Source organism: Enhydrobacter aerosaccus (genome assembly GCF_900167455.1).
Lineage (GTDB): Bacteria > Pseudomonadota > Alphaproteobacteria > Reyranellales > Reyranellaceae > Reyranella > Reyranella aerosaccus.
Genome location: NZ_FUWJ01000001.1, coordinates 1720135 through 1744117 on the forward strand (window position 1 = coordinate 1720135; position 23983 = coordinate 1744117).

At 62.5% G+C, this 23983-nt stretch carries 24 protein-coding genes; 9 read left to right on the forward strand and 15 right to left on the reverse strand.

Annotated elements, in window-relative coordinates; genetic code table 11:
• Positions 1–24: 24 nt before the first annotated feature.
• A complete protein-coding gene (locus B5D62_RS08200) occupies positions 25–798 on the forward strand; it encodes a DsbA family protein (protein ID WP_085933259.1) in 774 nt (257 codons plus the stop codon).
• A gap of 2 nt (positions 799–800) precedes the next feature.
• On the opposite strand, the gene B5D62_RS08205 is transcribed toward B5D62_RS08200, so the two are convergent.
• From B5D62_RS08205 to hppD, 5 genes are read right to left on the reverse strand one after another with little or no spacing between them, the layout of a single operon-like run.
• Positions 801–2273: a hypothetical protein gene (locus B5D62_RS08205; protein WP_085933260.1), complete on the reverse strand. Its 1473-nt coding sequence runs from the start codon at positions 2271–2273 to the stop codon at positions 801–803.
• Positions 2270–2914 carry a maleylacetoacetate isomerase gene (gene maiA, locus B5D62_RS08210; protein WP_085933261.1) on the reverse strand — a complete coding sequence of 215 codons (645 nt, stop codon included), beginning with the start codon at positions 2912–2914 and terminating at the stop codon, positions 2270–2272. Before maiA ends, B5D62_RS08205 begins: the two co-directional genes overlap by 4 nt.
• A 30-nt stretch (positions 2915–2944) precedes the next feature.
• A complete protein-coding gene (locus B5D62_RS08215; protein WP_085933262.1) occupies positions 2945–3937 on the reverse strand; it encodes a fumarylacetoacetate hydrolase family protein in 993 nt (330 codons plus the stop codon).
• A 12-nt stretch (positions 3938–3949) separates the two neighbouring features.
• Positions 3950–5098: a homogentisate 1,2-dioxygenase gene (locus B5D62_RS08220; protein ID WP_085933263.1), complete on the reverse strand. Its 1149-nt coding sequence runs from the start codon at positions 5096–5098 to the stop codon at positions 3950–3952.
• A 17-nt stretch (positions 5099–5115) separates the two neighbouring features.
• Positions 5116–6207, reverse strand: a complete 1092-nt coding sequence (gene hppD / locus B5D62_RS08225; protein ID WP_085933264.1) for a 4-hydroxyphenylpyruvate dioxygenase — start codon at positions 6205–6207, stop codon at positions 5116–5118.
• 52 nt (positions 6208–6259) lie between these two features.
• Between hppD and B5D62_RS08230 the strand changes: the two genes are divergently transcribed.
• The 5 genes from B5D62_RS08230 to aat all read left to right on the forward strand — a co-directional run bounded on the left by B5D62_RS08230 (position 6260) and on the right by aat (position 9767).
• Positions 6260–6721 carry a MarR family winged helix-turn-helix transcriptional regulator gene (locus B5D62_RS08230; RefSeq protein ID WP_085933265.1) on the forward strand — a complete coding sequence of 154 codons (462 nt, stop codon included), beginning with the start codon at positions 6260–6262 and terminating at the stop codon, positions 6719–6721.
• Positions 6722–6797: 76 nt separating this feature from the next.
• The gene (gene aroQ / locus B5D62_RS08235) at positions 6798–7268 is read left to right on the forward strand and encodes a type II 3-dehydroquinate dehydratase (protein WP_269435084.1); all 471 of its coding nucleotides are present in this window, start codon (positions 6798–6800) and stop codon (positions 7266–7268) included.
• A gap of 17 nt (positions 7269–7285) precedes the next feature.
• Positions 7286–7750: an acetyl-CoA carboxylase biotin carboxyl carrier protein gene (accB, locus tag B5D62_RS08240; RefSeq protein ID WP_085933266.1), complete on the forward strand. Its 465-nt coding sequence runs from the start codon at positions 7286–7288 to the stop codon at positions 7748–7750.
• Between the two features lie 16 nt (positions 7751–7766).
• The gene (gene accC, locus B5D62_RS08245) at positions 7767–9110 is read left to right on the forward strand and encodes an acetyl-CoA carboxylase biotin carboxylase subunit (protein ID WP_085933267.1); all 1344 of its coding nucleotides are present in this window, start codon (positions 7767–7769) and stop codon (positions 9108–9110) included.
• Between the two features lie 9 nt (positions 9111–9119).
• The gene (gene aat, locus B5D62_RS08250; RefSeq protein ID WP_085933268.1) at positions 9120–9767 is read left to right on the forward strand and encodes a leucyl/phenylalanyl-tRNA--protein transferase; all 648 of its coding nucleotides are present in this window, start codon (positions 9120–9122) and stop codon (positions 9765–9767) included.
• Here aat and B5D62_RS08255 read toward each other — a convergent pair.
• From B5D62_RS08255 to B5D62_RS08270, 4 genes are read right to left on the reverse strand one after another with little or no spacing between them, the layout of a single operon-like run.
• Complete coding sequence (locus tag B5D62_RS08255; RefSeq protein ID WP_231714741.1) at positions 9707–10171, reverse strand: DUF2155 domain-containing protein; 465 nt, start codon at positions 10169–10171, stop codon at positions 9707–9709. The two genes, aat and B5D62_RS08255, sit on opposite strands and share 61 nt — an antisense overlap.
• Before the next feature lie 2 nt (positions 10172–10173).
• The gene (locus B5D62_RS08260; protein WP_085933270.1) at positions 10174–10404 is read right to left on the reverse strand and encodes a hypothetical protein; all 231 of its coding nucleotides are present in this window, start codon (positions 10402–10404) and stop codon (positions 10174–10176) included.
• Positions 10404–10853, reverse strand: a complete 450-nt coding sequence (mlaD, locus tag B5D62_RS08265) for an outer membrane lipid asymmetry maintenance protein MlaD (RefSeq protein WP_085933271.1) — start codon at positions 10851–10853, stop codon at positions 10404–10406. Before mlaD ends, B5D62_RS08260 begins: the two co-directional genes overlap by 1 nt.
• A 40-nt stretch (positions 10854–10893) precedes the next feature.
• Positions 10894–11247, reverse strand: a complete 354-nt coding sequence (locus B5D62_RS08270) for an NADH:ubiquinone oxidoreductase subunit NDUFA12 (protein WP_085933272.1) — start codon at positions 11245–11247, stop codon at positions 10894–10896.
• Positions 11248–11542: 295 nt separating this feature from the next.
• On the opposite strand from B5D62_RS08270, the gene B5D62_RS08275 reads away from it, so the two are divergent.
• Together B5D62_RS08275 and B5D62_RS08280 are read left to right on the forward strand one after the other, a co-directional pair.
• The gene (locus B5D62_RS08275; protein ID WP_085933273.1) at positions 11543–15238 is read left to right on the forward strand and encodes a vitamin B12-dependent ribonucleotide reductase; all 3696 of its coding nucleotides are present in this window, start codon (positions 11543–11545) and stop codon (positions 15236–15238) included.
• Between the two features lie 402 nt (positions 15239–15640).
• Positions 15641–16816, forward strand: coding sequence for a GNAT family N-acetyltransferase (locus B5D62_RS08280; RefSeq protein WP_085933581.1), 1176 nt, complete (start codon positions 15641–15643; stop codon positions 16814–16816).
• A 54-nt stretch (positions 16817–16870) separates the two neighbouring features.
• Here B5D62_RS08280 and B5D62_RS33300 read toward each other — a convergent pair whose 3' ends face one another.
• The 4 genes from B5D62_RS33300 to B5D62_RS08295 form a co-directional block, all read right to left on the reverse strand.
• A complete protein-coding gene (locus B5D62_RS33300) occupies positions 16871–17044 on the reverse strand; it encodes a hypothetical protein (RefSeq protein WP_170920831.1) in 174 nt (57 codons plus the stop codon).
• Positions 17044–19365 carry an ATP-dependent Clp protease ATP-binding subunit ClpA gene (gene clpA, locus B5D62_RS08285; protein WP_231714742.1) on the reverse strand — a complete coding sequence of 774 codons (2322 nt, stop codon included), beginning with the start codon at positions 19363–19365 and terminating at the stop codon, positions 17044–17046. Before clpA ends, B5D62_RS33300 begins: the two co-directional genes overlap by 1 nt.
• A 27-nt stretch (positions 19366–19392) precedes the next feature.
• Positions 19393–19815 carry an ATP-dependent Clp protease adapter ClpS gene (gene clpS, locus B5D62_RS08290; protein ID WP_085933583.1) on the reverse strand — a complete coding sequence of 141 codons (423 nt, stop codon included), beginning with the start codon at positions 19813–19815 and terminating at the stop codon, positions 19393–19395.
• Positions 19816–19878: 63 nt separating this feature from the next.
• Positions 19879–20568 carry a hypothetical protein gene (locus B5D62_RS08295; protein WP_139373765.1) on the reverse strand — a complete coding sequence of 230 codons (690 nt, stop codon included), beginning with the start codon at positions 20566–20568 and terminating at the stop codon, positions 19879–19881.
• 197 nt (positions 20569–20765) lie between these two features.
• Here B5D62_RS08295 and B5D62_RS08300 point away from each other — a divergent pair, with 197 nt between their 5' ends.
• Complete coding sequence (locus B5D62_RS08300) at positions 20766–22163, forward strand: D-alanyl-D-alanine carboxypeptidase family protein (protein WP_085933275.1); 1398 nt, start codon at positions 20766–20768, stop codon at positions 22161–22163.
• On the opposite strand, the gene B5D62_RS08305 is transcribed toward B5D62_RS08300, so the two are convergent.
• Together B5D62_RS08305 and pgmG are read right to left on the reverse strand one after the other, a co-directional pair.
• Positions 22132–22566, reverse strand: coding sequence for a gamma-glutamylcyclotransferase family protein (locus B5D62_RS08305; protein ID WP_085933276.1), 435 nt, complete (start codon positions 22564–22566; stop codon positions 22132–22134). The genes B5D62_RS08300 and B5D62_RS08305 overlap by 32 nt on opposite strands.
• The gene (gene pgmG / locus B5D62_RS08310) at positions 22566–23966 is read right to left on the reverse strand and encodes a phosphoglucomutase/phosphomannomutase PgmG (protein WP_085933277.1); all 1401 of its coding nucleotides are present in this window, start codon (positions 23964–23966) and stop codon (positions 22566–22568) included. The genes B5D62_RS08305 and pgmG overlap by 1 nt, the downstream gene beginning before the upstream one ends.
• Positions 23967–23983: the final 17 nt, after the last annotated feature.

The window sequence follows — 23983 nt, forward strand, 5'->3', positions numbered from 1 at the left end:
AACCTCCATCGAGGAGTAACATTGATGCGTATCCCCCTTCTTTTCCTGTGCGCCGCGCTTGTCGCCGCCGGTGCGCTCGTGGCCGGCCGCCTCACGGCGCCAGTCCGCGTCGTCTCTTCGTCCCCTGCCTCCTCTGCCGGCGCCATGGACAGCGATCAGTTCGGCAAGCGTATCCATGATTATCTGGTGGCGAATCCAGAGGTCTTGATCGAGGCGATGAAGGAGCTCGAGCGCAAGCAGGACAGTGAACGCGACAACCTGGCGCAAAAGGGCATCGAGGAGCATGGCCGCGAGCTGATGAACGATCCGGACAGCCCCGTCTCCGGCAATCCCAATGGCGATGTGACGATCGTCGAGTTCAGCGACTACCAGTGTCCCTATTGCAAGCGGACCTATCCGGCCCTCAAGTCCGTGGTGGCAGCCGACGGCAAGCTCAAGATCGTCTACAAGGATCTGCCCATCCTGGGCGAGGCATCGCGCATTGCCGCCCTCGCGGCGCTGGCCGCGCGCAATCAGAACAAGCATGAAGCTCTCCACAATGCGCTGATGGAGTTCAGCGGCAAGCTGGATCGCGACCAGATCATGACCATCGCCGCCTCGGTCGGCATCGACGTCGCTCAGCTTCAGAAGGATATGGAAGATCCGAAACTGAAGGACATCATCGACCGCAACATGGCCCTCGCCTCGGCTCTCGGAGTGCGCGGTACCCCGGCCTTCGTCATCGGCAAGCAGTTCGTGCCGGGCGCGGTCGACGCCGACGCCCTCAAGCAGCTCATCGATGAAGCCCGCAAGGGCTGAGGTCAGCGCGACAGCGTCGCCGACAGGCCCAACAGGCTGACCAGATCTGGGCCCGGCGAGGAAAGCCGACCCAGCGCGGCAAGGCCAAGCGGCGGGTCCGGTCGGGCATCGACCTGCAGCGTGCCGCCCTGCTCGATGAAGCGAGCGGCCGTGTCGAGGAGCTTCGTCAGATCTTCCGTGATCAGCACATCCGGGGGCTGATAGGAACGGATATCCTGCGCGAGCTTGGCACGAGCCGCGCTCGGCAGCTGACGGGTCGCCGCCGCGAGCGCCCGCACCGAACGTTCGATCACTCCTTTGTCGACGATCGAAAGCCTGGCCGAACCGAGGGCAATCGATGATCCGCCGATGCCGAGCGGATTGCCATCATCGAGCGCGCGCCAGAAGGCGTCATCGGCATTCACCAGACCGGCAGCAAGGGACACGTCGGCCAGATCGGCGATGGTCAGCCGGCAGTCCGTGATGCCCAGTTCCCTCTTGGCTCGTCTTTCCTCTCCGCTGCAATCGAAGCCGAGCGCGAGTTCACGCAATCCGAGCGCTCCCAGCAGGACGCCGAGCCTCGCAGCCTCTGCATTGGAGCCGGGTCGCACTCCTAGCCCTTCGATCCGCAGATGCGACGCGACGGAATCGACCGACTGGCGATTCGTTTCGAGCGAAATGGCCCCCAGCGACACGCCATACTGCGAAAGCAGGACGCCGCCGAAGCCGGCGACGCGGAACGACCCGATCTCGAGGCGGCCAAGCGGACGGCCGAGGACCCACGATGCATCGGAAAGCCGGGGCAGCATCCGTCCCAACCCGATATCCTTCGCATTCACCTCGGCGATCTTGAACGACGCCTCGTTCGCATTTTTCGGCGTGGCATCGACACCGTCGATCGCTATCGCACCGATCTTGCCTCGGTCTACTCGGTCGATGGAAAGCTTCTCCAGCTCCACCGTGTCGCCACTTACGGCAACGGTATAGACAACTTTCTTTTCCTCGATGCGACGGACCGAGAGAGCCGAGGCGATCCGGGCCATGAGGATCGCCAATCGGTACGGTCCCGTCACCGCGCCATCGTAGCGGACAAGATCGAGCCCTTCGACGGTGAGGGCATCGACCGCCAAGCTGGCACCAGTGGCTGGATCGACTACGCGCGCTTCGGTCACTTCGAGGCGCTCCGCCCGCAGCGGATCCCCCGGCCGGAAGTCCGACAGAGGCGTCCGTCCCTCGAGCAGATCGGAGAATGGGACGGAAAGGCCTGAGACCTGTGCGCGATGCACCACCACCTCGCCGAAGGCATGGGTCTTCAGGTTGATGAGTGTGACACGCCGATCGAGAAGCCCAACCTCCACCGTCTCGACGGTGGCCGTTCCGTCACGCTCGATTTCGGCTTTGATGCGGCTGGCCGCAAAGCGTTGCCCCACCGGCAAGGCAGCGGCGCCCGCGGCCACGATGACGACGGCCGCGAGGGCGATCCACTTCTTCTTCACGGTTCGGCGTCGGGCTGTTTGGAGGGATGAGCCGCGTCGAAGGCCGGCAGCTTCATGCAGTTGTCAAAGATGCGCTTGATCGTCGGGTAACGGGACATATCCACCTTGAAGCGAGTGGCGTTGAAGACTTGCGGGATCAGGCAAAGATCCGCGAGGCTGGGCGCATCGCCGTGACTGAACGCGCCGGTCCCGCGGTCGTTCGCCACCGTCGCCTCGTAGGCGTCGAAGCCGGTCTCGATCCAATGACGCGACCAGGCGAACGCAGCTTCTTCCGATTGTCCGAACTTGTCCCGAAGATAGGCCATCACCCGCAGATTCTGGATCGGATGGATGTCCGCGGTCGGGATCAGGGCCAGTGATCGCACCCGTGCCCGCTCCACGGGGTCCTTGGGCAGAAGTGCCGGCTCTGGATGGATCTCTTCAAGGTACTCCAGGATTGCCAACGACTGGGTGAGCACCTGGCCGGAATCGAGCACGAGGGCCGGTACGAGCTTCTGCGGGTTGAGCGCAACGTACTCCGGCCGCCCCTGCTCGCCTTTGCGCAGGTGACAAAAGGCCTGGTCGACGACGATCCCCTTGAGGTTCAGCCCAATGCGCACCCGGAACGCCGCCGATGATCGAAAATACCCGATGAGCTTCATGATCGCCTCCGCCGGCGACCTTAGCACGGGTCAGGCCGGTGGCGTGTAGCGAACAACCTTCTGATCGATGGCGCCGAAAATCGATTGGCCGCTTGCGTCGAGCATCTCGATCCGGACCCGATCGCCGAACTTCATGAACGGCGTAACCGGCTTGCCACTCTCGATCGTCTCCCGAACGCGACGCTCGGCGATGCAGGAACAGCCGACCGATGAATCGCGATTGGCCACCGTGCCGGAGCCGATGATGGTTCCGGCCTCCAGGTGACGCGTCCGGGCGGCGTGGGCAATGAGCTGACCGAAATCGAAGGTCAGATCGGTCGACGCATTGGGATGGCCGAATTCCTTGCCATTCAAGGTCGAGATCAGCGGCAGATTGAGCTTGGCGCCGTCCCAAGCGTCGCCCAGCTCGTCGGCGGTTACGGCAACGGGAGCAAAGGCCGTCGCCGGCTTGCCATGGAAGAAGCCGAATCCCTTGGCCAGCTCGGTGACGATGACGTTACGCAACGACACGTCGTTGAGGATGGTCACAAGCTTGATATGCCTGCGCGCGGCCTGAGCGGAGATGCCCATCGGCACATCGTCGACCATGACGCCGATTTCGCCTTCGAAATCGATGCCCCAGGCCTCGTCCTCGAGTTCGATCTCGTCATTCGGACCGATGAAGGAATCGGATCCGCCCTGATACATCAGCGGGTCGGTCCAGAAGGACGCCGGCATCTCCACGCCACGCGCCTTGCGGACCAGCTCGACATGGACGACGTAGGCCGAACCGTCGGCCCATTGATAGGCGCGCGGCAAGGGTGCCGCGAGCGCGGATGTGTCGAGCTCGAACGAGCCTACCGCCTTGTCGTCGCGCAATTGCTCGGCAAGATCCGCCAGTTTCGGCGCGATCGTCGGCCAATCCTCCAGGGCCTTCTGCAGCGTCGGCGCGATGCCAGTCGCTCGCACCGCCCGGTTCAGGTCACGATTGACCACGATCAGCGTGCCGTCGCGGCCGCCTTCCTTCAGTGTTCCAAGTTTCATCCTGCGCTCGCCCTACTCTGCCGCCTGTTTCACATCCGCCGGACGCCATGAGGAGACATAGCCGTCGAACTCCACGCCGGCCGGCATGGCCGCGACATCGACCGCGTCCCTCGTATCGATCATCACCGCCACCTCGTCGGTCTCGCTCTTGCCGCCCTTGGTCGCGGCGTGAAAGGCCTTCGGATGCGGTCCATGGGTGAAGCCCGACGGGTGGATGGTCATCATTCCCGGGTGAATGTTGTCCCGGCTGAAGAAGCTGCCCTTGTGATAAAAGATGATCTCCTCGAAATCATCGTTGTTGTGAAAGAACGGCAGGCGCAAGGCTTCAGGGTCGCTCTCCAGCGGCCGCGGCACGAAAGTGCAGACCACGAAGCGTCCGGCCATGAAGGTCGTATGAGCCGAGGGCGGCAGGTGGAAGCGATGGCTCATGAGGGGACGCAGATCCCGCCAGTTCACCCGCACCACGCTCAGATCGCCATGCCAGCCGACAGCGTCGAGCGGATTGAACGGATAGGTGACGGTCGAGAGCGCATTGCGCCGCTTGACGGACACTTTCCAGGTCTGCTCGTCCTGTTGCGCCTTGAACGCCTCGTCGATATGCGGCGTGTCGAGGATCGCCGGGTCGAAGATCGCGTGCCGCCCGACAAGGCCCTTTTCCGGCAACGTGAAATGATCGTTGGTCGCCTCGATCATGAGGGACAAGGTCGGCCGGTTCGGCACCAGACGCCACATGGTGCCGCGCGGAATGACGACATAGTCGCCGTCGCGATAATCGAGATGGCCGTAATCGCAGAACAGGTCGCCGGCGCCTTCATGGACAAACAACAGTTGATCGCCGTCGCTGTTACGGGCGAGCTCCGTCATGGGCACGTCGAGCTTCCACATCCGCATCTGCAGATGCGGATTGCTCATCACCAGTTCGGCCTGCCACGGACTGGGCTTTGCCGTCGCCAGCTTGTTCAGGTCGAGTGCGCGCGGACGGATCGGGCCGTCGAAGTCGATCCAGTCCGTGGGCTTGTGCTTGTGGTGAAACTGCGCCGAGGGTCCGAAAAAGCCCTCCTTGCTGATCTCGCGCTCGTAGGTGCCCTCCGGCAGCCGAACATGGGCCTGACGCGACGCCGTCCCCTCGAGTTGGCGTAGTGGAATCCAGTTCCTGGACATGGTTTCCTCCGATGTCATTATGCTTTGAGGACGCCTCGACGAATCTGATCGAGCTCGATCGATTCGAACAGCGCCCGGAAATTGCCCTCGCCGAACCCTTCGTTGCCGCGGCGCTGGATGATCTCGAAGAAGATCGGGCCGATCACCGTCTGGGTGAAGATCTGCAGCAGCAGACCGCCGCCCTTGGTCGGCGCGCCGTCTATCAGGATACGGTCCGCAGCCAATCGACCAAGATCCTCGCCATGGCCGGGCAGCCGCTGATCGACCTGTTCATAGTAGGTATCGGGAACCGTCTGGAACGGAACGCCCTTCGTCTTGAGCGTTTCGACGGCGTTGTAGATGTCGTTGGTGCCAAGGGCGATATGCTGGATGCCTTCGCCGTGATAGGCAGAGAGATATTCCTGGATCTGCGACTTGTCGTCGGTGCTTTCATTGATCGGGATCCGGATCTTGCCGCACGGGCTTGTCATTGCCCTGGACTTCAACCCGGTGAGCTTGCCCTCGATGTCGAAATAGCGGATCTCCCGGAAGTTGAAGAGCCGCTCGTAGAACTCCGCCCACTCGTCCATCCGGCCGCGATGAACGTTGTGGGTGAGATGATCGATGTAGGTGAGCCCGACACCTTGGGGATTACGCTCCACGCCGGGCAGATAGTCGAAGTCGACGTCGTAGATGCTGCCCTTCTCGCCATAGCGGTCGACCAGGTATATGAGCGAATCGCCGATGCCCTTGATGGCGGGAATATTGAGCTCCATCGGGCCGATCTTTCCCTCGACTCCCCAGGCGCCAAGCGACAGGGCCCGCCTATAGGCGCGCGCCGCATCCTTCACGCGGAAGGCGATGGCGCAGACGCTGGGGCCATGCACCCGCGCGAAGCCCTGGGCGAAACTTTCCTTCTCGCCATTGACGATGAAGTTCACGTCGCCTTGCCGGAACAGTGAGACGTCCTTCGAACGGTGCCGCGCGACACGGGTGAAGCCCATGCTCTCGAACAGCCGGCCGAGAGCCTCGGGATCGGGCGCGGTGTATTCGATGAACTCGAATCCGTCTGTGCCCATCGGATTCACGGCGTCGACTTCAAGAGTCTTGGGATCGGTGATGCTGGTCATTTTTTCCTCCCGTGTTTGACGGAGAACGGAATTGGTTTCATATGTAACTATTATGGCGAACCAGTCGCAAGTCCTGGAACTGGAAAATTTCCTCCCCTACCGTTTGTCGATCCTGACCCAGGTCGTGAGCGAGGCGCTTCACGACCTCTACGCCGGCCCCTTCGGGCTTACCGTGACGCAATGGCGGGTGATGGCGGCGCTGGGCCGGTTCGCCCCCTTGACCGCCTCTGAAGTGGGGCAGCGCATCGTCATGGACAAGGTTGCCGTCAGCCGGGCGGTCGCAGGATTGATGAATCGCGGGCTGATCGAACGAGCGACCGACCGCAAGGATCGCCGCCGCGCCTCGCTGAGGCTCTCGACGGCCGGCAGCGACATGCACGCCCAAATCGTTCCGATCGCACTGGCCTACGAAGCGCGGCTCCATGAGGCGCTGTCAGAAGACGAGCAGCGGCTGTTCGACAGGCTTTCCGACCGGCTGCTGGCACGGGCAAAGACCTTGCGCGACCGGCGCTAGATGTCCCCGGCCGGCATCCTTGTGGCCGAGTCAGCGCATGCTATAAACCCGCGACTTAATAGAACGGGAGGCACTCTTGGCCGCGAAGGCCGCCCAGCGCCCGCCGGTCCGCAAGCCGGTGCTGGTGCTCAATGGGCCCAATCTCAACATGCTGGGCAAGCGGCAGCCGCAGATCTACGGCCGTGAGACCCTGGCGGACGTCGAAGAGACGTGCCGGGCGGAAGCGGCGCGTCTAGGTCTCGCGATCGAGTTCGCGCAGAGCAATCACGAAGGTGTCCTCGTCGACCTCATTCAGGCGGCGCGCGAAAAGAACAGCGGCATCATCATCAATGCCGGTGCCTACACCCATACGTCGGTTGCGCTGCTGGATGCCCTGAACGCGGCGGAACTGCCCGCCATCGAAGTCCACATCTCAAACATCTACAAGCGCGAACCCTTTCGCCACCGTTCTTACATAAGCCCCGTCGCGGTCGGAGTGATCGCCGGCCTCGGCACCCAGGGCTATCTTCTCGCCCTGCAAGCGCTGGCACGCTTGCTCGACCGCTGATTCATCAGGAGCGTTTTATGGCCAAGTTCGAGATGGATACCGACTTTATCCGCAAGCTCGCGGATGTTCTTGAACAGACCCATCTCGGCGAGATCGAAATGGCTGATGGCGAACGGCGTATCCGCATCGCACGGCCGCAAGTGACGGTAGCTGCGCCGGCTATGCCCATGAGCATGGCTCCGGCCGGCGCCTTTGCGGGTCCCTCGTCTGCTCCCGCCGCCGCGGCATCGGTCGATCTGGCTGCCCATCCGGGCGCCGTGAAATCGCCGATGGTCGGAACCGCTTACCTGGCGCCCGAACCCGGCAAAGCGGTTTTCGTGAATGTCGGAGACAAGGTGGCGGCCGGCCAGACGCTCCTGATCATCGAGGCCATGAAGACCTTCAACCCGATCAAGGCGCCCAAAGCCGGCACGGTGACGCAGATCCTGGTCGAGAATGCCCAGCCGGTGGAGTTCGGACAGCCGCTGATGATCGTCGAATAGCGGCTGTCCCATCGCAATGTTCGAAAAAATCCTGATCGCCAATCGGGGCGAAATCGCCCTTCGTATCCACCGCGCCTGCCGCGAGATGGGGATTCAGACGGTTGCCGTGCACTCCACGGCAGACAGCGATGCCATGCATGTCCGGTTGGCCGACCAGTCGGTCTGCATCGGTCCGCCGCCGGCTCGGGACAGCTACCTCAACATTCCCGCCATCCTGTCGGCGGCCGAGATCACCGGCGTCGATGCGATCCACCCCGGCTACGGCTTTCTTTCCGAGAATGCGCGTTTTGCCGAGGCCGTCGAAGCGCATGGCCTGACCTTCATCGGCCCGACGCCCGAACATATCTCCATGATGGGCGACAAGATCGTCGCCAAGCAGACGGCGAAGGAGCTTGGCCTGCCGCTCGTTCCCGGCTCGGCGGGCCCCATCGGCTCACTGGAGGAAATTACGGCACTCGGAGAGAAGATCGGCTGGCCGGTCTTGATCAAGGCCGTGGCCGGCGGCGGTGGGCGGGGCATGAAGGTGGTCGAAAGCGCCGAGACGGCAGCCGAGGCCTATGCTCTCGCCCGCAGCGAAGCGAAGGCCGCGTTCGGCAATGACTCGGTCTATGTCGAGAAATATCTCGCCCGGCCACGGCACATCGAAATCCAGGTCCTGGGTGACGGACAAGGTGGCGGCATCCATCTCGGCGAGCGCGATTGCTCGTTGCAGCGCAGGCATCAGAAGGTTCTGGAGGAAGCACCCTCCCCGGCCCTGAATGCGGAGCAGCGCGGGCGCATCGGCGAACTCGCCGCCGCCGCGGTGCGTCGACTGAAATACCGTGGCGCCGGAACGATGGAATTCCTGTTCCAGGACGGTGAATTCTACTTCATCGAGATGAACACGCGCCTGCAGGTCGAGCATCCCATCACCGAGGCCGTTACTGGCATCGATCTGGTGCGGGAACAGATCCGCATCGCCGCCGGCGGAGCCCTGGGCCTCACCCAGAAGGATGTCGTGATCCAGGGCCATGCCATCGAGTGCCGCATCAATGCGGAGCACCCTGAAACCTTCGTGCCTTGTCCCGGCCGCGTGGCCGACTACCATCCACCGGGCGGGCTGGGCGTGCGTGTCGATTCGGGCCTCTATGCCGGTTATATCATGCCGCCCTACTATGACTCGATGGTCGCCAAGCTGATCGTCAGCGGGCCGACCAGGAACGAGTGCCTGATGCGGCTGCGCCGGTCCCTCGAGGAGTTCGTGATCGGCGGGATCGACACCACGATTCCGCTGCACCAGCGCATCATCCGCCAGCAGGATTTCATCGACGGCGAGTACGACATTCACTGGCTGGAGAAGCTGGTCGGCCTCAAGAAGTAACGGGCAGGCATGCTGGAGATCACCCCCGAACTCCTGCTCCAGGCCTACCGCATCGGCGTTTTCCCGATGGGAGAGCGTCGCGACGATCCAAAGCTTTACTGGCTCGATCCACGGCAGCGGGCCATTCTGCCACTCGACGATTTCCACCTGCCCCGACGCCTGGCTCGAACAGTCCGTTCCGGCCACTTCGAGGTTAGTGCCGATACCGCCTTTGCCGACGTATTACGGGCATGCGCCGAACCGCGCCCCGGCCATCCAGAGAGCTGGATCAACGAGCCGATCGTCGAGCTCTACAGCGAACTGCATCGGCGTGGACATGCGCACAGTATCGAATGCTGGCGCGAAGGACGCCTGGTCGGAGGCCTGTACGGCGTATCCGTGGGCGCCGCATTTTTCGGCGAGAGCATGTTCAGCCGCGAGCGCGACGCCTCCAAGGTGGCGCTGGTTCATCTGGTGGCTCGGCTGATCAAGGGCGGCTTCAAACTGCTCGACTGCCAGTTCATGACCGAGCATCTGCGCAGCTTCGGCGCTGTCGAGATCCCGCGCGAGCATTTCCGGGTCCTGTTGACGGAGGCGGTCGGCCGGCCGGCCAGCTTCTACCGCGAGCTGGGCGAAGATCCCTGCTCCCTCGTGCAGGCCAATACGCGGACGTCATAGACGCCATCGTCGAGCGCCGAGAGCGACGGCGTGGAGGCGAACATCCACCCGGCAAACAGCTTCTGTTCGGGCTGGCCCGGCTTGTGATCGATGATCGTGAGATAGGCGGCAGCTTCTGGTGGCGCATCCGGCGTATTGACGAGGCAGTCGCCGACCGTGATCTCGAGCGTCCCGAAACTGGTGGATTGGCCGACCGGTGCCGAGAAGCGCCGTGTGCGAGCCGTCACCTTGTCCAGCCCCTGCAGTTCCGCCACCGCCCGCCCCGGCCCATCGGGAATAGCTCGCAGTGTCGGACTATCGGACGAGGACGATGTCGCCGCCGCTGTTCCCTGTGGCTGCGGCGTCTGCGCGGCGGCGGTAGCCGTCGTTGCGAACAATACCAGCAGCGCCGAAAGCAGCCGCACGCTCAGACCTTCTTGGCGTGCTGAGCGGCCAGCCTGTCGACCAGTTCGTGCAGCGCAGCCTTGATCTGCTCGGCATCGCATCCCATCAGAACCCCGTCCTCCAGCGCATCCGCGCAGAGGGCTTCGATCTCCTGAATGTTCTGATTGAGGACTTTGATCTTTTCGAGGCACGACACCGGCTTGCCATCGGACTGGCGCCACACGGGAAGAGTCTTGCGTGTTTCTGCGTTCATCACTTTTGCCCTGTTCCACCGAACATGAACTTGGCGATCAACTCTGTCAGCGAAATGGCATCCTGAGTGTTGGCGATCTCGCTGCCGGGCGTCAGCATCTTCTTGTCCGCACCCGGCTCCAGCACCACGATCATGCCACCCAGAAGCGACTCGCCAACCACTTTGGCATTCGTATCGGTGGGAAGCTGGAGGCCCTGGGCAACCGCCAGATGCACCACGGCCTGGTAAGTCTTGCTATCGAGATCGATGCCAGTGACGGTGCCGACCTTGACGCCGCTCAACGTCACGTCAGCACCGCGTTTCAGCCCGTCGACACGGCCGAAATGCGCCACCAGGTCGTAGCCGCCCGAACCTGTCCGATCCGTCTTCGCGAAGGCATAGAAGACAAATACACCTGCGACGACCAGGACGATCGCGCCCACGATCGTCTCAACGATATTGCGGCCCACGCACTGCCTCCTCGCTGAGGGTTCCGATCACGCCGGTTACTCAGCCGGGCCGCCACGCCTCATAAGCCGGCTTGGGCTTTTCCCCACTGGTCGAAAGCGACGATCCCGGTGGCCTGTAAGCAAGACCGGTCCCGGTGAGATTCCATTCGTGCTCTTTCTGCCAAGGCTTGCGCGGCAATCCGCCCGCCGGCGGCGGAGAATCCGTCGTGTAGTGCAGCCAGCCATGCCAATCGGCAGGCACACGCGACGCTTCCACAACGCCGTTATAGATGACCCAACGTTTCCGGCGACGGCCTGGGATCAGGCGCCGATCCTGATAATAGCGATTGCCTTGGGCATCAGTGCCGACGAGTTCGCCGCGCATTTTGGTGAACAGCCAGGTGCCGAGCGTCATCAAACCACTCTCTTCAAAACTACCGCGCCGCTTGTACGCGTGCGCCTTCAGCGGCGCAACGTGACGCATGTGAAGCTCGATTCGCATCGCACGCGAGCATGCGATTCGTCACGACTCCATCAGTGTTGCGTTCTGGCATCATCTAGTATCATCAACACCCCGGTCTACAAAATATAGTTGCGCACACAAGATTTTGTAATTTACTATCGTCTCGTGCCCACATTTGCGTGCTCATTTCGAGGAGCACACCCCGCGAAGGGACCAAAGACGGGAACCGGGGGCACGGGGGATCGCGATGCGCGTTGAGCGTCGATATACACGAGCAGGTGAATCACCATTCGAAGGAATGGCGTTTCGCGCTGCCGATTCGGAAATTCGCAATCCCGACGGTACCGTTGTCTTTCGCCAGACCGGCATCGAAGTACCAGTTGATTGGTCTCAAGTCGCCGCGGACGTGTTGGCGCAGAAGTACTTCCGTCGCGCCGGTGTTGCCAAACACCTCATCCCCGTGGCCGAGACCGATGTACCGACATGGCTGTGGCGGTCGGTGCCGGACGATTCGGCGCTCGCAGAGCTGCCGGCTGGCGAACGCTTCGGCGGAGAGACCAGCGCGAAGCAGGTCTTCCACCGCATGGCCGGCGCCTGGACGTACTGGGGATGGAAGGGCGGCTACTTCGACAGCGAACAAGACGCGTGCTCGTTCTATGACGAACTGCTGTTCATGCTGGCCGCGCAGGTCTGCGCCCCGAACTCCCCGCAATGGTTCAACACCGGGCTGCATTGGGCCTACGGCATCGATGGTCCGGACCAGGGCCACTGGTATGTGGATCATCGAGACGGCCTCGCCTATCCCGCCCAATCCGCGTACGAGCGGCCACAACCGCACGCCTGTTTCATCCAAAGCGTTGCGGACGAACTGGTGAACGAAGGCGGCATCATGGACCTGTGGATCCGTGAAGCGCGGCTTTTCAAATACGGCTCGGGCACCGGCTCCAACTTCTCGCGCCTGCGCGCCGACGGAGAACGACTCTCCGGCGGAGGCCGGTCGTCCGGATTGATGTCGTTTCTGAAGATCGGCGATCGTGCCGCCGGTGCCATCAAGTCTGGCGGAACGACGCGGCGCGCCGCCAAGATGGTCGTGGTCGACGTCGACCATCCTGACATCGAGGAATTCATCTCCTGGAAGATGGTCGAGGAGCAGAAGGTAGCCGCTCTGGTTGCCGGTTCACGGCTTGCCAATCGTCATCTCAACGCAGTGATGAAGGCTTGCCTGGAAGCGGAGGCGGACGGCGATGCCGCCTACGACCCCAAGCGCAACCCGCTACTTCGCCGTGCCATCGTTGGCGCCAGAGCTGCTGAGCTTCCCGAAAACTACATCCAGCGCGTGATCCAGTTTGCGCGGCAAGGCTATCGCCATATCGAGTTCCCCATCTTCGACGCCGATTGGGAGTCGGAAGCCTACGCCACGGTTGCCGGGCAGAATGCCAACAACACGGTGCGCGTAACGGATGCTTTCCTTCATGCGGTCGAGGCGGATCGCGAGTGGGCGTTGACCGAGCGGACGACCGGCAAGGTCGTCAGGACTGTGCAAGCGGCCGCCCTATGGGACCGGATCGCCGAAGCGGCATGGCATTCAGCCGACCCCGGGGTTCAGTTCGATACAACCATCAACGATTGGCACACCTGCACCGAGTCGGGGCGCATCAACGCGTCTAATCCGTGCTCGGAGTACATGTTCCTCGACGACACGGCCTGTAACCTCGCATCACTCAACCTGATGCGGTTCCGCCGCGACGATGGCTCGATCGATATCGACGCCCTTGAGCACGCGACCCGCATCTGGACGGTCGTGCTCGAGATCTCCGTGATGATGGCGCAGTTCCCGTCGCGGAAGATTGCCGAGCTGTCCTATCGCTATCGTACCCTGGGGCTGGGTTACGCCAATCTTGGCGCGCTGCTCATGGCCTCTGGCCTCGGATACGACTCGGCTGCCGGCCGCGCCCTCGCCGGAGCGATTGCTGCGATCATGACCGGCGCGGCCTACGCCACTTCGGCGGAGATGGCCAAGCTCATGGGGGCTTTCCCGGGCTTTGCCTCCAATCGGAATGCCATGCTGCGTGTCATCCGCAATCATCTGCGGGCCGCCTATGGAGCGGAAGCGGGCTACGAAGGGTTGTCGGTCCCGCCAGTTCCCCTCGATGGGGCGAGTTGCCCGGATGCCTCACTGGTCGCTGCCGCGCGGCGCGTCTGGGATCGCGCCCTCACCCTCGGAGAGCAATACGGCTTCCGCAACGCCCAGGTATCCGTTATCGCCCCTACGGGGACGATCGGCCTGGTCATGGATTGCGACACCACCGGCATCGAGCCCGACTTCGCGCTCGTGAAATTCAAGACCCTGGCCGGCGGCGGCTACTTCAAGATCATCAACCGCACCGTTCCCCTCGCGCTGAAGACCCTGGGTTACGACGACGCCGCGATCGAGCGCATCGTGGCGCATGCGGTAGGCCATGGCACTCTGAAAGCCGCTCCCGCCATCAATCACGAGACGCTGAGCGCCCGCGGCTTCGATGACGCGGCACTCGAACGGATCGAAAAGGTGCTGCCGACCGCCTTCGACATCCGCTTTGCATTCTCGCGCTATACGCTCGGTGACGAGTTTTGCCGTAACGTCCTTGGATTGGATGAAGCGGCCCTGGCTGACCCGCAGCTTGATCTGCTTGCGCGTCTCGGCTTCTCGCGCAGCGACATCGCCGCAGCCAATGTCTATGCCTGCGGCACGATGTCGATCGAGAGAGCGCCGGGACTCAAGAACGAACACCTCGCAGTCTTCGATTGTGCGAATCCCTGTGGACGAGATGGCAAGCGCTGCTTGTCTGTCGAGAGTCATATACGCATGATGGCTGCAGCACAGCCATTCATCTCAGGCGCGATCTCGAAGACGATCAACATGCCGAATACCGCTACGGTCGAGGACTGCCGCAAGGCCTACGAGATGTCCTGGAAGCTTGGTCTCAAGGCCAACGCTCTGTACCGCGACGGCTCCAAGCTCTCACAGCCTCTATCGACATTGGCCTTGGGAGACGACCTCGCGGCAAATGATGACTTGCTCGAGCAGTCTCCAGCCGCACGTGTACCGGTGATTGCCGAGCGCATCGTCGAGCGGATCGTCGAACGCGAAGTTCGTCGCGGTCGGGAGCGCCTGCCTCAGCGGCGCAAGGGATATACCCAGAAAGCAGTGGTCGGCGGCCACAAGGTCTATCTGCGGACCGGCGAATACGAAGACGGTCGTGTCGGCGAGATATTCGTCGACATGCACAAGGAAGGCGCCGCCTTCCGCAGCCTGATGAACAATTTTGCTATCGCGATCTCGATCGGGCTTCAGTATGGCGTGCCCCTCGAGGAGTTCGTCGAGGCGTATACCTTCACCCGCTTCGAGCCCAGCGGCATGGTCGAGGGCAACGACGCCATCAAGATGTCGACGTCGGTGCTGGATTACATCTTCCGTGAACTGGCCATTTCCTATCTCGGCCGCAACGATCTCGCCCACGTCGATCATGCCGATCTCCGCCCCGACGGCGTCGGTCGCGGCGAAGTGCAGGCCGAATTGTCCTCAAGCGGTACAGATGCCGCCCAGGCCGCGGCGGCTGCAGTGAGCCGCATCGCGAGCGTCGGCTATGTCCGCAGCAACCTCTATGTCTTGAACGGCCGGACGGCCGGCAGCACCGCCATCGCTGAAGAGGCGATCGCTGCCGCGTCCGCGCCCAACGAACTGACAGACGGCCCAGCCGTCGCTTCGGCGCACATCGCCCAGGCGGCCGTCGTCAGCGTCGCGACCGGAGGGGCATCCTCCTCAACCTTGGGACTCGCCGTCGAGGCGAAGCTCAAGGGCTTTGAAGGAGATGCCTGTCCGGAATGCGGCAACTTCACCATGGTCCGCAACGGGACGTGCCTCAAGTGCACGACTTGCGGCGGCACCACGGGTTGTAGTTAAGCATGCGTGACGTCGCGTACCCGCGTACCCCGGGGGCCTCACGGTTGGGGACCTCATAGCTAACCATAGGAGACAGTTATGGCTGCTAAGAAAAAGGCTGCTAAGAAAAAGGCTGCTAAGAAGAAGAAGCAGTAAAAAGGAAAGGGCGTAGGCCAAAGCTCAACTTTGGCCCCTCTAACCGACGCCTTTCGGCTTCCGTGTGGGTGCCCTCGTGGCCCCACCGGAAGCCACCTTCAAATTTGAGCATTTAAGCCAATGCGTCCCGCTTATCGGGATTGAAAGGCGAAAACTGATTGGTGTCCGGCGACCTTGGTCTCCGGACTTTTTTTGTTGGCACCTATTCCCCTGTTCATGTCGAACAAGCGGCCCCAATGCTGGCATGATTCGCGCTATGCTGGGGCCATGCCGGATGACACACCGACCATCGGTCTGCGCGTTGTCGAATCCCTGGCGGCGGTCGGAGCCGCCCAATGGGATGCCTGCGCGCTGACGCCGGAAGCTGCAGGTAACCCCTTTCTTTCCTACGGCTTCCTCAAGGCGCTTGAGGACTCCAAGTCGGTCGGCCGCCGTACCGGCTGGCAGCCGCAATATCTATTGGCCGAGGCGCCAGACGGCACGCTTCTTGGAGCGGCCCCCCTCTATGTCAAAGGACATAGCCAAGGCGAGTACGTATTCGATCACGGCTGGGCGCAGGCGTTCGAGCGGGCCGGCGGCCGGTATTATCCGAAGCTGCAGGTCGCCGTCCCCTTCACCCCCGTGCCCGGCCCGCGTCTCCTCGTCCGCCCCGGCCCCCTGGCCGACCCCGTACGCGACGCCATGATCGACATGCTGGCCAAGATTGCCGGCGACAACGGCATCAGTTCCGTCCATGTCACCTTCTGCAACGAGGCAGATTGGAATTCTTTCGGTGCACACGGCTGGCTGCAACGCATGGGCCAGCAGTATCACTGGCACAATCAGGGCTATCGCAGTTTCGACGACTTCCTGGCGGCGTTGTCCTCACGCAAGCGCAAGGCCATCCGCAAGGAGCGCGAGTCGGTCCGACGCGAAGGCCTGACTGTCCGCCCTCTCACGGGCGCGGACATCAAGCCCGATCATTGGGACGCCTTTTTTGCGTTCTACATGGATACCGGTGGTCGCAAGTGGGGCTCGCCGTATCTGACCAGGTCCTTCTTCGACATTCTCGGCACCACGATGTCCGACAAGGTGGTTCTCGTGATCGCCGAGGCCGATGGTCGGCCGGTCGGTGGCGCTTTGAACCTCCTTGGCGCAGACACGCTCTATGGCCGCTATTGGGGCTGTTTGGAAAGCCATGCCTTCCTGCACTTCGAGGCCTGCTATTATCAAGCCATCGACTTCGCCATCGAGCGTGGCCTGCAGCGCGTCGAGGCAGGCGCCCAGGGCGATCACAAGATCCAGCGCGGCTACCTTCCGGTTCCCACTTATTCCGCTCACTGGATCGTCGATCCCGGCTTTCGTCGCGCAGTCGACGACTATCTCAAGCGTGAACGCTCCGCCGTTCAGCAGGAGATCGAAGGCCTGATGCAGTATTCGCCGTTCCGGAAGGAGAACGAATAGCGGCGATCACCTCACCGCGTCGTCGTCGATGCCGAAGCCTTGAGCTCCGGCCCGTCACTTCTTCTCGATCATCAATATTCCCAGGAAGAACACGACGAAGAAGATCGCTTGCTCGGTGAGACCAAGCGGCGCCTGCCAGCGCAGCTTGTCGATGATCAGGGTCGCCACCCAGAAGACCGCGGTGGCGAGCACCGCGGCCCGGAAGGCCAACCATAGCGGTCGGAACATTATTCAGCGAGTACCGGTTCTTTATTGGCGGGAGGCAGAGCGCCGCGCTCCGGCGGCAGGAAGGTGAAGACGAGCTTGGCGGCAGCCCCCTCGCCCTCGGCATCGACACGAACCGTACCGCCGCCGCTGGACAGCTTCCCGAACAGCACCTCTTCGGCCAACGGCTTCTTGAGATGCTCCTGGATGACACGTGCCAGCGGACGGGCGCCGAACAGACGGTCGTAGCCCTGTTCCGCCAACCACCGCCGGGCGCCATCCGAGAGCTCGATGAACACCTTGCGGTCGGCCAGCTGTACCTCGAGTTCAGCGACGAACTTGTCCACCACCTTGCCCATGCTCTCGGGACCGAGATTGGCGAACTTGATGACGGCGTCGAGCCGATTGCGGAACTCCGGAGAGAACATCCGGTTGATCGCCTCGTCGTCCTCGTCGTGACGCGCCTCGCGGCCAAAACCCAGAGCTGGCTTGGCGATGTCGGCGGCCCCCGCGTTGGTCGTCATGCACAGGATGACGTTGCGGAAATCCACTGTCCGACCATTATGGTCTGTCAGCTTGCCGTAATCCATGACCTGCAGGAGGATGTTGAAGACATCCGGATGCGCCTTCTCGATCTCGTCGAGCAGGATCACGCAATGCGGGTGCTGGTTCACCTTGTCGGTGAGCAAACCGCCCTGGTCAAACCCCACATAGCCTGGCGGGGCACCGATCAGCCGCGAAACACTGTGGCGCTCCATGTACTCCGACATGTCGAACCGGATCAGTTCGAGGCCGAGCAGTCGCGCCAGCTGGCGGGTCACCTCGGTCTTGCCAACGCCGGTGGGTCCGGCCAGCAGATAGGAGCCGATCGGCTTCTCCGGTGAACGCAGCCCGGCACGGGCAAGCTTGATGGCGGCCGAAAGCTGGTCAATCGCGCGGTCTTGACCGAATACGACTGTCTTCAGGTCGCGATCGATGTTGCGCAGCATCTCCGTGTCGTCCTTCGACACGCTCTTTGGCGGGATGCGTGCGATTTTGGCCACGATCTCCTCGATGTCGGGCACATCGATGGTCGACTTCCGCGCCTCCTGCGGACGCAGCATCTGCGCCGCACCGACCTCGTCGATCACGTCGATCGCCTTGTCGGGTAGCTTTCGATCATGGATGTAGCGCGCCGAGAGCTCGACCGCCGCCTTGATGGCGTCATCCGTGTAGTTCACGTGATGATGCTTCTCATAGACTGGCTTCAGGCCCTGCATGATCTGCACCGCATCCGGAACCGAGGGCTCGGGCACGTCGATCTTCTGGAACCGCCGGACGAGCGCTCGATCCTTTTCGAAGTAGTTGCGGTATTCCTTGTAGGTCGTCGAGCCGATGCACCGCAGCTCGCCCGACTGCAGCGATGGCTTGAGGAGATTGGAGGCGTCCATCGAGCCGCCCGAGGTGGCGCCGGCACCGATGATGGTATGGATCTCGTCGATGAACAGCACCGAGTTCGGCTTCTTTTTCAGCTCGGCCAAGACCGCCTTGAGACGTTCCTCGAAGTCGCCGCGATAGCGCGTTCCCGCCAGCAGGGCGCCCATGTCGAGCGAATAGATGACGGACTCTTTCAGGACGTCCGGCACTTCGCCGTCGACGATCTTCCGCGCAAGGCCCTCCGCGATCGCCGTCTTGCCGACGCCAGGCTCGCCAACGTAGAGCGGATTGTTCTTGGTCCGGCGGCACAGCACCTGGATCGTACGCTCGACTTCATATTCACGGCCGATCAAGGGATCGACCCGGCCTTCGCGAGCTTTCTGATTGAGATCGACGCAGTAGGCGCTCAGCGCCTCGTTGCCTTGCTTGACCGCCGCTTCGCCGCTCTCCTCGTCGGCGCCGGAGACACGCCGCGGGCGCGCTCGTCCCGGAACCTTGGCCTTGCCATGGCTGATGTAATCCACCGCATCGAGGCGAGACATGCCCTGATTCTCGAGGAAGGACACGGCATGGCTGTCCCGCTCGGAGAACAACGCCACAAGCACATTGGCGCCGGTCACTTCTTTCCGGCCTGACGACTGAACGTGAACCGCCGCTCTCTGGACGACACGCTGGAAGCCTGCCGTCGGAAGCGGCTCGCTCGGCGTCTGGGTGACGATCCCCTTCAGCCTGTTGTCGATGAAGGTCTCAAGATCGTGCCGAAGCCGATCGATATCGACGCCGCATGCCTTCAGGACAGGCGTCGCATCGTCATCTTCGGTCATTGCCAGGAGCAAATGCTCCAAGGTCGCATATTCGTGACGCCGCTCGCCGGCCAGCGCAAAGGCTCGGTGAAGGGACTTCTCGAGGTTCTTGGACAACATGGACATCGAACACCTCGACTTGGAAACGGACGGTTACTCTTTCTCCAGCGTACACTGCAGCGGATGTTGGTTCTTGCGCGCGTAGTCGACGGTCTGTGTCACCTTCGTCTCCGCGACCTCGTAAGTGTAGACCCCGCATATGCCCACGCCCTTCTGGTGGACGTGCAGCATGATCTGCGTAGCCTCTTCGCGAGTCTTCTGGAAGATGTGCTGCAGGACATCGACGACAAATTCCATCGGCGTATAGTCGTCGTTCAGCATCAGCACCTTGTACATCGAAGGCTTCTTCGTGCGCGTCCGCGTCAGCGTCAAAGCGCCCGCACGTCCTTCTCCCTCTCCCTCCCCGTCGTCCCGGCGCGACGGCGGCTGTTGCGGCGGCCCGGCCGGCGGCTCGTCAGGGCCTCCCAGCCGGCGGCTCGCGAGGCGCCAGTCATATGCGATAGGAAGAGAGTGCATCGCCGTAATTTGATCCTCTATCGAACTCACCATGGAATTATATAGGCACGACAAGCGGTTCCGCTACCTCGGCTGCAAACCGTCCTTTCCCACGACCAGCATCCAGTGGTTTCCCTGGCCGCGCTGCACCGATTTCGAATCGAAACCGCGGCGGAACTCGGCCGGTTCCAGCTTGCGGGGGCGGTTGACAGGAATCTTAACGTTGTCCAACGCAAAGAGCTTCTCGGCAAACTTCACATTGGCGAAGCCGTCGGTCGGATAGTGATAGGCTTGAAAGCCCCAGACGCCGTTGCGGCACGACGCCACCGTCCACCAGAAGTCGTTGTCCGGCAGACGCAGCCCGTCGCGCGGCGGTCCGAAGGCAGCACTGGCCTGCAACAGCCCCATGAGGTCGCGGGTTTCGCCGGCATCCAGCAGGCGTTCGCCCTTCTTCATGCGCCACGGATTGAGCACATCCGTACCGGACGAGGCCAGGATGTTGGTCAAATCTCCCTGATCGGCCAGAACACCGATATTGAGCCCCGCGGTTCCATCGGGCTGGAGGAAGATCTCGTAGGTACGGACCTGCTCTTCCCAAAGGGCATTGTACACCAGCCGGATGCGATTGCGTCCGCCCGGCGTGCATGCGGCGCGGATGTCGTCGCCGCCGACATAGCCGAACCAATTGAGGCTGCGCACGACCGGCATATCGACATTTCGATCTGCGCGTTGGGCGAACGCGTCCGTCGCGGAGGTTAGCGCCGCCAAGGCCACACCAATCACCGACGCAAAACTCACTCTCATCAATCCCTCCGCTACTCGTCGCCCTTGCAGTTTCCGAACCAACTGCGGCAATAGCGCGGCTGTTGAAAAGTTGCACAGGCGACGGAACTTTAGTAATCTTGAAAAAACTGCCTCAACCCCTTGGCAGAGAACGACAAAATCAATCGTAAACGTATGGCGTTTTTGAGATGACCCTCCCCCTCAGGCGCTGTGCGGTCAACCTGACTTGGGTTGCCGTCTGCATTTCCTTTCTTTCGTTCATTTTTGTCGCGACGGCCGGAGCCCAAGGTCCCTCGACACAGTCGCGTGCGGCTCCTCCGCCCAAGGTTCGCAGCGTCGCCAAGGTGCGCCATGCTTCGTCCTGGGTTGCCAATCCAAACGTCAACGGAAAGGACTCCTACCTGATCGTTGACGCGAGCAGTGGACGAGAGCTCGCCTCGGATCAGCCCGACAGTCCACGCCATCCGGCGTCCCTGACCAAGTTGATGACGCTGTATCTGACATTCTCCGCCCTCGACTCGGGTCGGCTGTCATTGGGGGATGCGCTTCCAGTCTCGGTCACCGCCGCCAATGCGCCGCCGACGAAGATGGGCATGCAGCCTGGTGGCACCGTCGTGGTCCGCGATGCCATCATGGGATTGGTCACCCGCTCGGCCAACGACGCTGCCGTATTGCTGGGAGAGACCCTGGGCGGCGACGAAGAGAGTTTTGCCCGGATGATGACGCAGAAGGCGCGTCAGCTCGGCATGAGTTCGACGGTTTTCCGCAACGCCTCCGGGTTGCCGAACCGGGAGCAGGTAACCACCGCGCGTGACATGGCGAAGCTCGCCAACGCTCTTTTGCGGGATTTCCCGCACTATTACCCGGTCTTTTCCGTCCAGAGTTATGTCTATCACGGCCGGCCTCTCGACAATCACAACCATATGCTCGGCAATTACCCGGGGGCCGACGGATTGAAGACCGGATACACGGCCGCTTCCGGCTTCAACCTGGTCATGTCGGCGATACGCGACAACCGTCGCCTCATCGGCGTCGTGATGGGAGGTGACAGCCCCGTTCAACGCGATCGGCTGATGGCGGAGCTCATGGATCGGGGCTTTGCCAGCGCCCAGGCGATGAACCTGTCGCCGTGGACCTCCCCGCGCACGCCTCCGTCCGCTCGCTATTCCGCCGCCAATTTCGTTCCGGGTTCAGCGATTCCCGTCGTTCAGGCCGTGCGAGCCGAACAGAGTGTTGCCCCTGCAGTGCAACCCGCTGCCGCGGTGCGCGTCGCAAGCGCCGCCGCGACCATCGAGAACACTACGCCCCCGGTAGGAAGCTGGGTGATCCAGGTCGGGTCCTTTGCCGATGCTCGATCGGCCCAACTTGCCCTTGAACGCGCCACGGCAATCCTGCCCGACGTCATCCGTGCCCATGGCGCTGCAACCGTCGATGAAGTGCAAATGGCACAGAAGACATTCCACCGCGCTCGACTGACCAACCTCTCCCAGGGCGAAGCGATTGATGGCTGCAAGCGCTTGGAGCAGCGGAAGATCTACTGCTCTGCGCTTCAGGTCACGGCCTGGAATACGCCGGGGGCGCGCTGAGCGCCGCTCGCACGCGACTGATGAATGCGCGCTTCGCCTGCAGCTGCCATTGGTGCAGATCCCAGACGTCGCGACTTGGCTGCAAGCGGGACTTCACAGGCTCGAATACGGAAACCACGGTCGTGACGCCGCCCAGTTTCACCTTAAGGGGTGCAATCCGATAGCCGGGCCCCTCGTACCGGGCCAGCCGCTCGATATCGCGCTGGCTTAGACCGCTGACCACGGCCCCGACAACCTCGGCCCGCGCATCCGGTACCACGATCGGGTAACTCCCGCCCTGCACGCGCCACCGGGCATGGCCGGGCAAAATCGCCCGCTGGAACATCCCGGGCGCCATCCGGCGCCCCAGCACCAGGGCGGTCACGTCGGGATCAAGCAGCGTCCCGTAGAAGAAGAAGCGCATCAGTGGCCAGCCGAGGCCTCGTCCGGCAGGCTGACGCCGCTTTGCGCCAGAGCCGTCTTGAGGTCGTTCTTGAGCCGCTCCAGCCCAGCCTCGTTCGCGCTTTCGCACCGGGCCACGAGAACAGCCTGGGTGTTCGAGGCCCGCAGCAGCCACCAGCCGTCCGGCGTGCTCACGCGCACGCCGTCGATGTCGTTGAGCTTGGCACCGGCCTGCTTGAGCCGCTCCCTCACCTCTTCGACGATCTTGAACTTGCGCTCCTCAGGGCAATCGAAGCGCAGTTCGGGCGTATTCACCAGTTGAGGCAGCTTGTCCCGCATCTCGGCAAGGCTTTCGCGCCCGTTGGCGACGATGTTCAACAGCCTGAGGGCACAATAAAGCGCGTCATCGAAACCGAAGAACGTGTCGGCGAAGAAGACATGTCCGCTCATCTCGCCGGCCAGCGGCGCCTTGAGCTCTGCCATCTTGGTCTTGATCAGCGAGTGCCCGGTCTTCCACATCAAGGGCGTTCCGCCGGCGCGCAAGATCTCGTCGAACAGGGCCTGGCTTGCCTTGACGTCGGCGATGATGGTCGCACCGGGCCGCTCCTTCAGCACATCGCGCGCCCAGAGGATCATGAGCTGATCGCCCCACAGGATGCGGCCCTTGCCGTCGACTGCACCGATGCGATCGCCATCGCCATCGAACGCGATACCGAGATCACATCCGCGGCGGCGCACTTCGGCGATCAACTGTTCGAGATTCTTCGGCACAGTCGGATCGGGATGATGCGCAGGAAAGGTACCGTCCACCTGTTCGTTGAGAACGAAATGCTCGCCCGGCAATTTCTCCACGACAGCGCGTATCGATACGCCGACCGCGCCGTTACCCGTGTCCCAAGCCACCTTGAGCTTTCGACCGGGTTTCACATCCTTCAGAAGACGGGCGGCATAGTCGGGAAGAATGTTCCTCTCCTCCACGCTGCCCTGCCCGGACTCGAAGTCTCCCTTCGCCGAGAGTTCGCCCAGCTTCAGGATGTCGGCTCCGAAGAAGGACTTCTTGCCCATCATCATCTTGAAGCCGTTGTAGTCCGGCGGGTTGTGCGAGCCCGTGATCTGGATGCCGCCATCGGCGTCGAGGTGCCAGACCGCGAAATAGAGCATCGGCGTTGCCGCCAAGCCGATATTGACGACATTGACGCCCGCCGCCGTTAGTCCCTCGATGCACGCGGCGGCAAGTTCCGGGGAACTCAGCCGGCCATCGTATCCGAGCGCAACGCGCTTGCCGCCCTTGCGCCGGACCATCGTGCCGAAGCTGCGGCCGATGGCGCGCGCGTCGGCGGGGTGCAACGTCTTTCCGACGACTCCTCGAATGTCGTATTCGCGCAGGATGGTCGAATCGAACTTATGGGCCGTTGGGCTCATTGAAGGCTCCGCAAAAC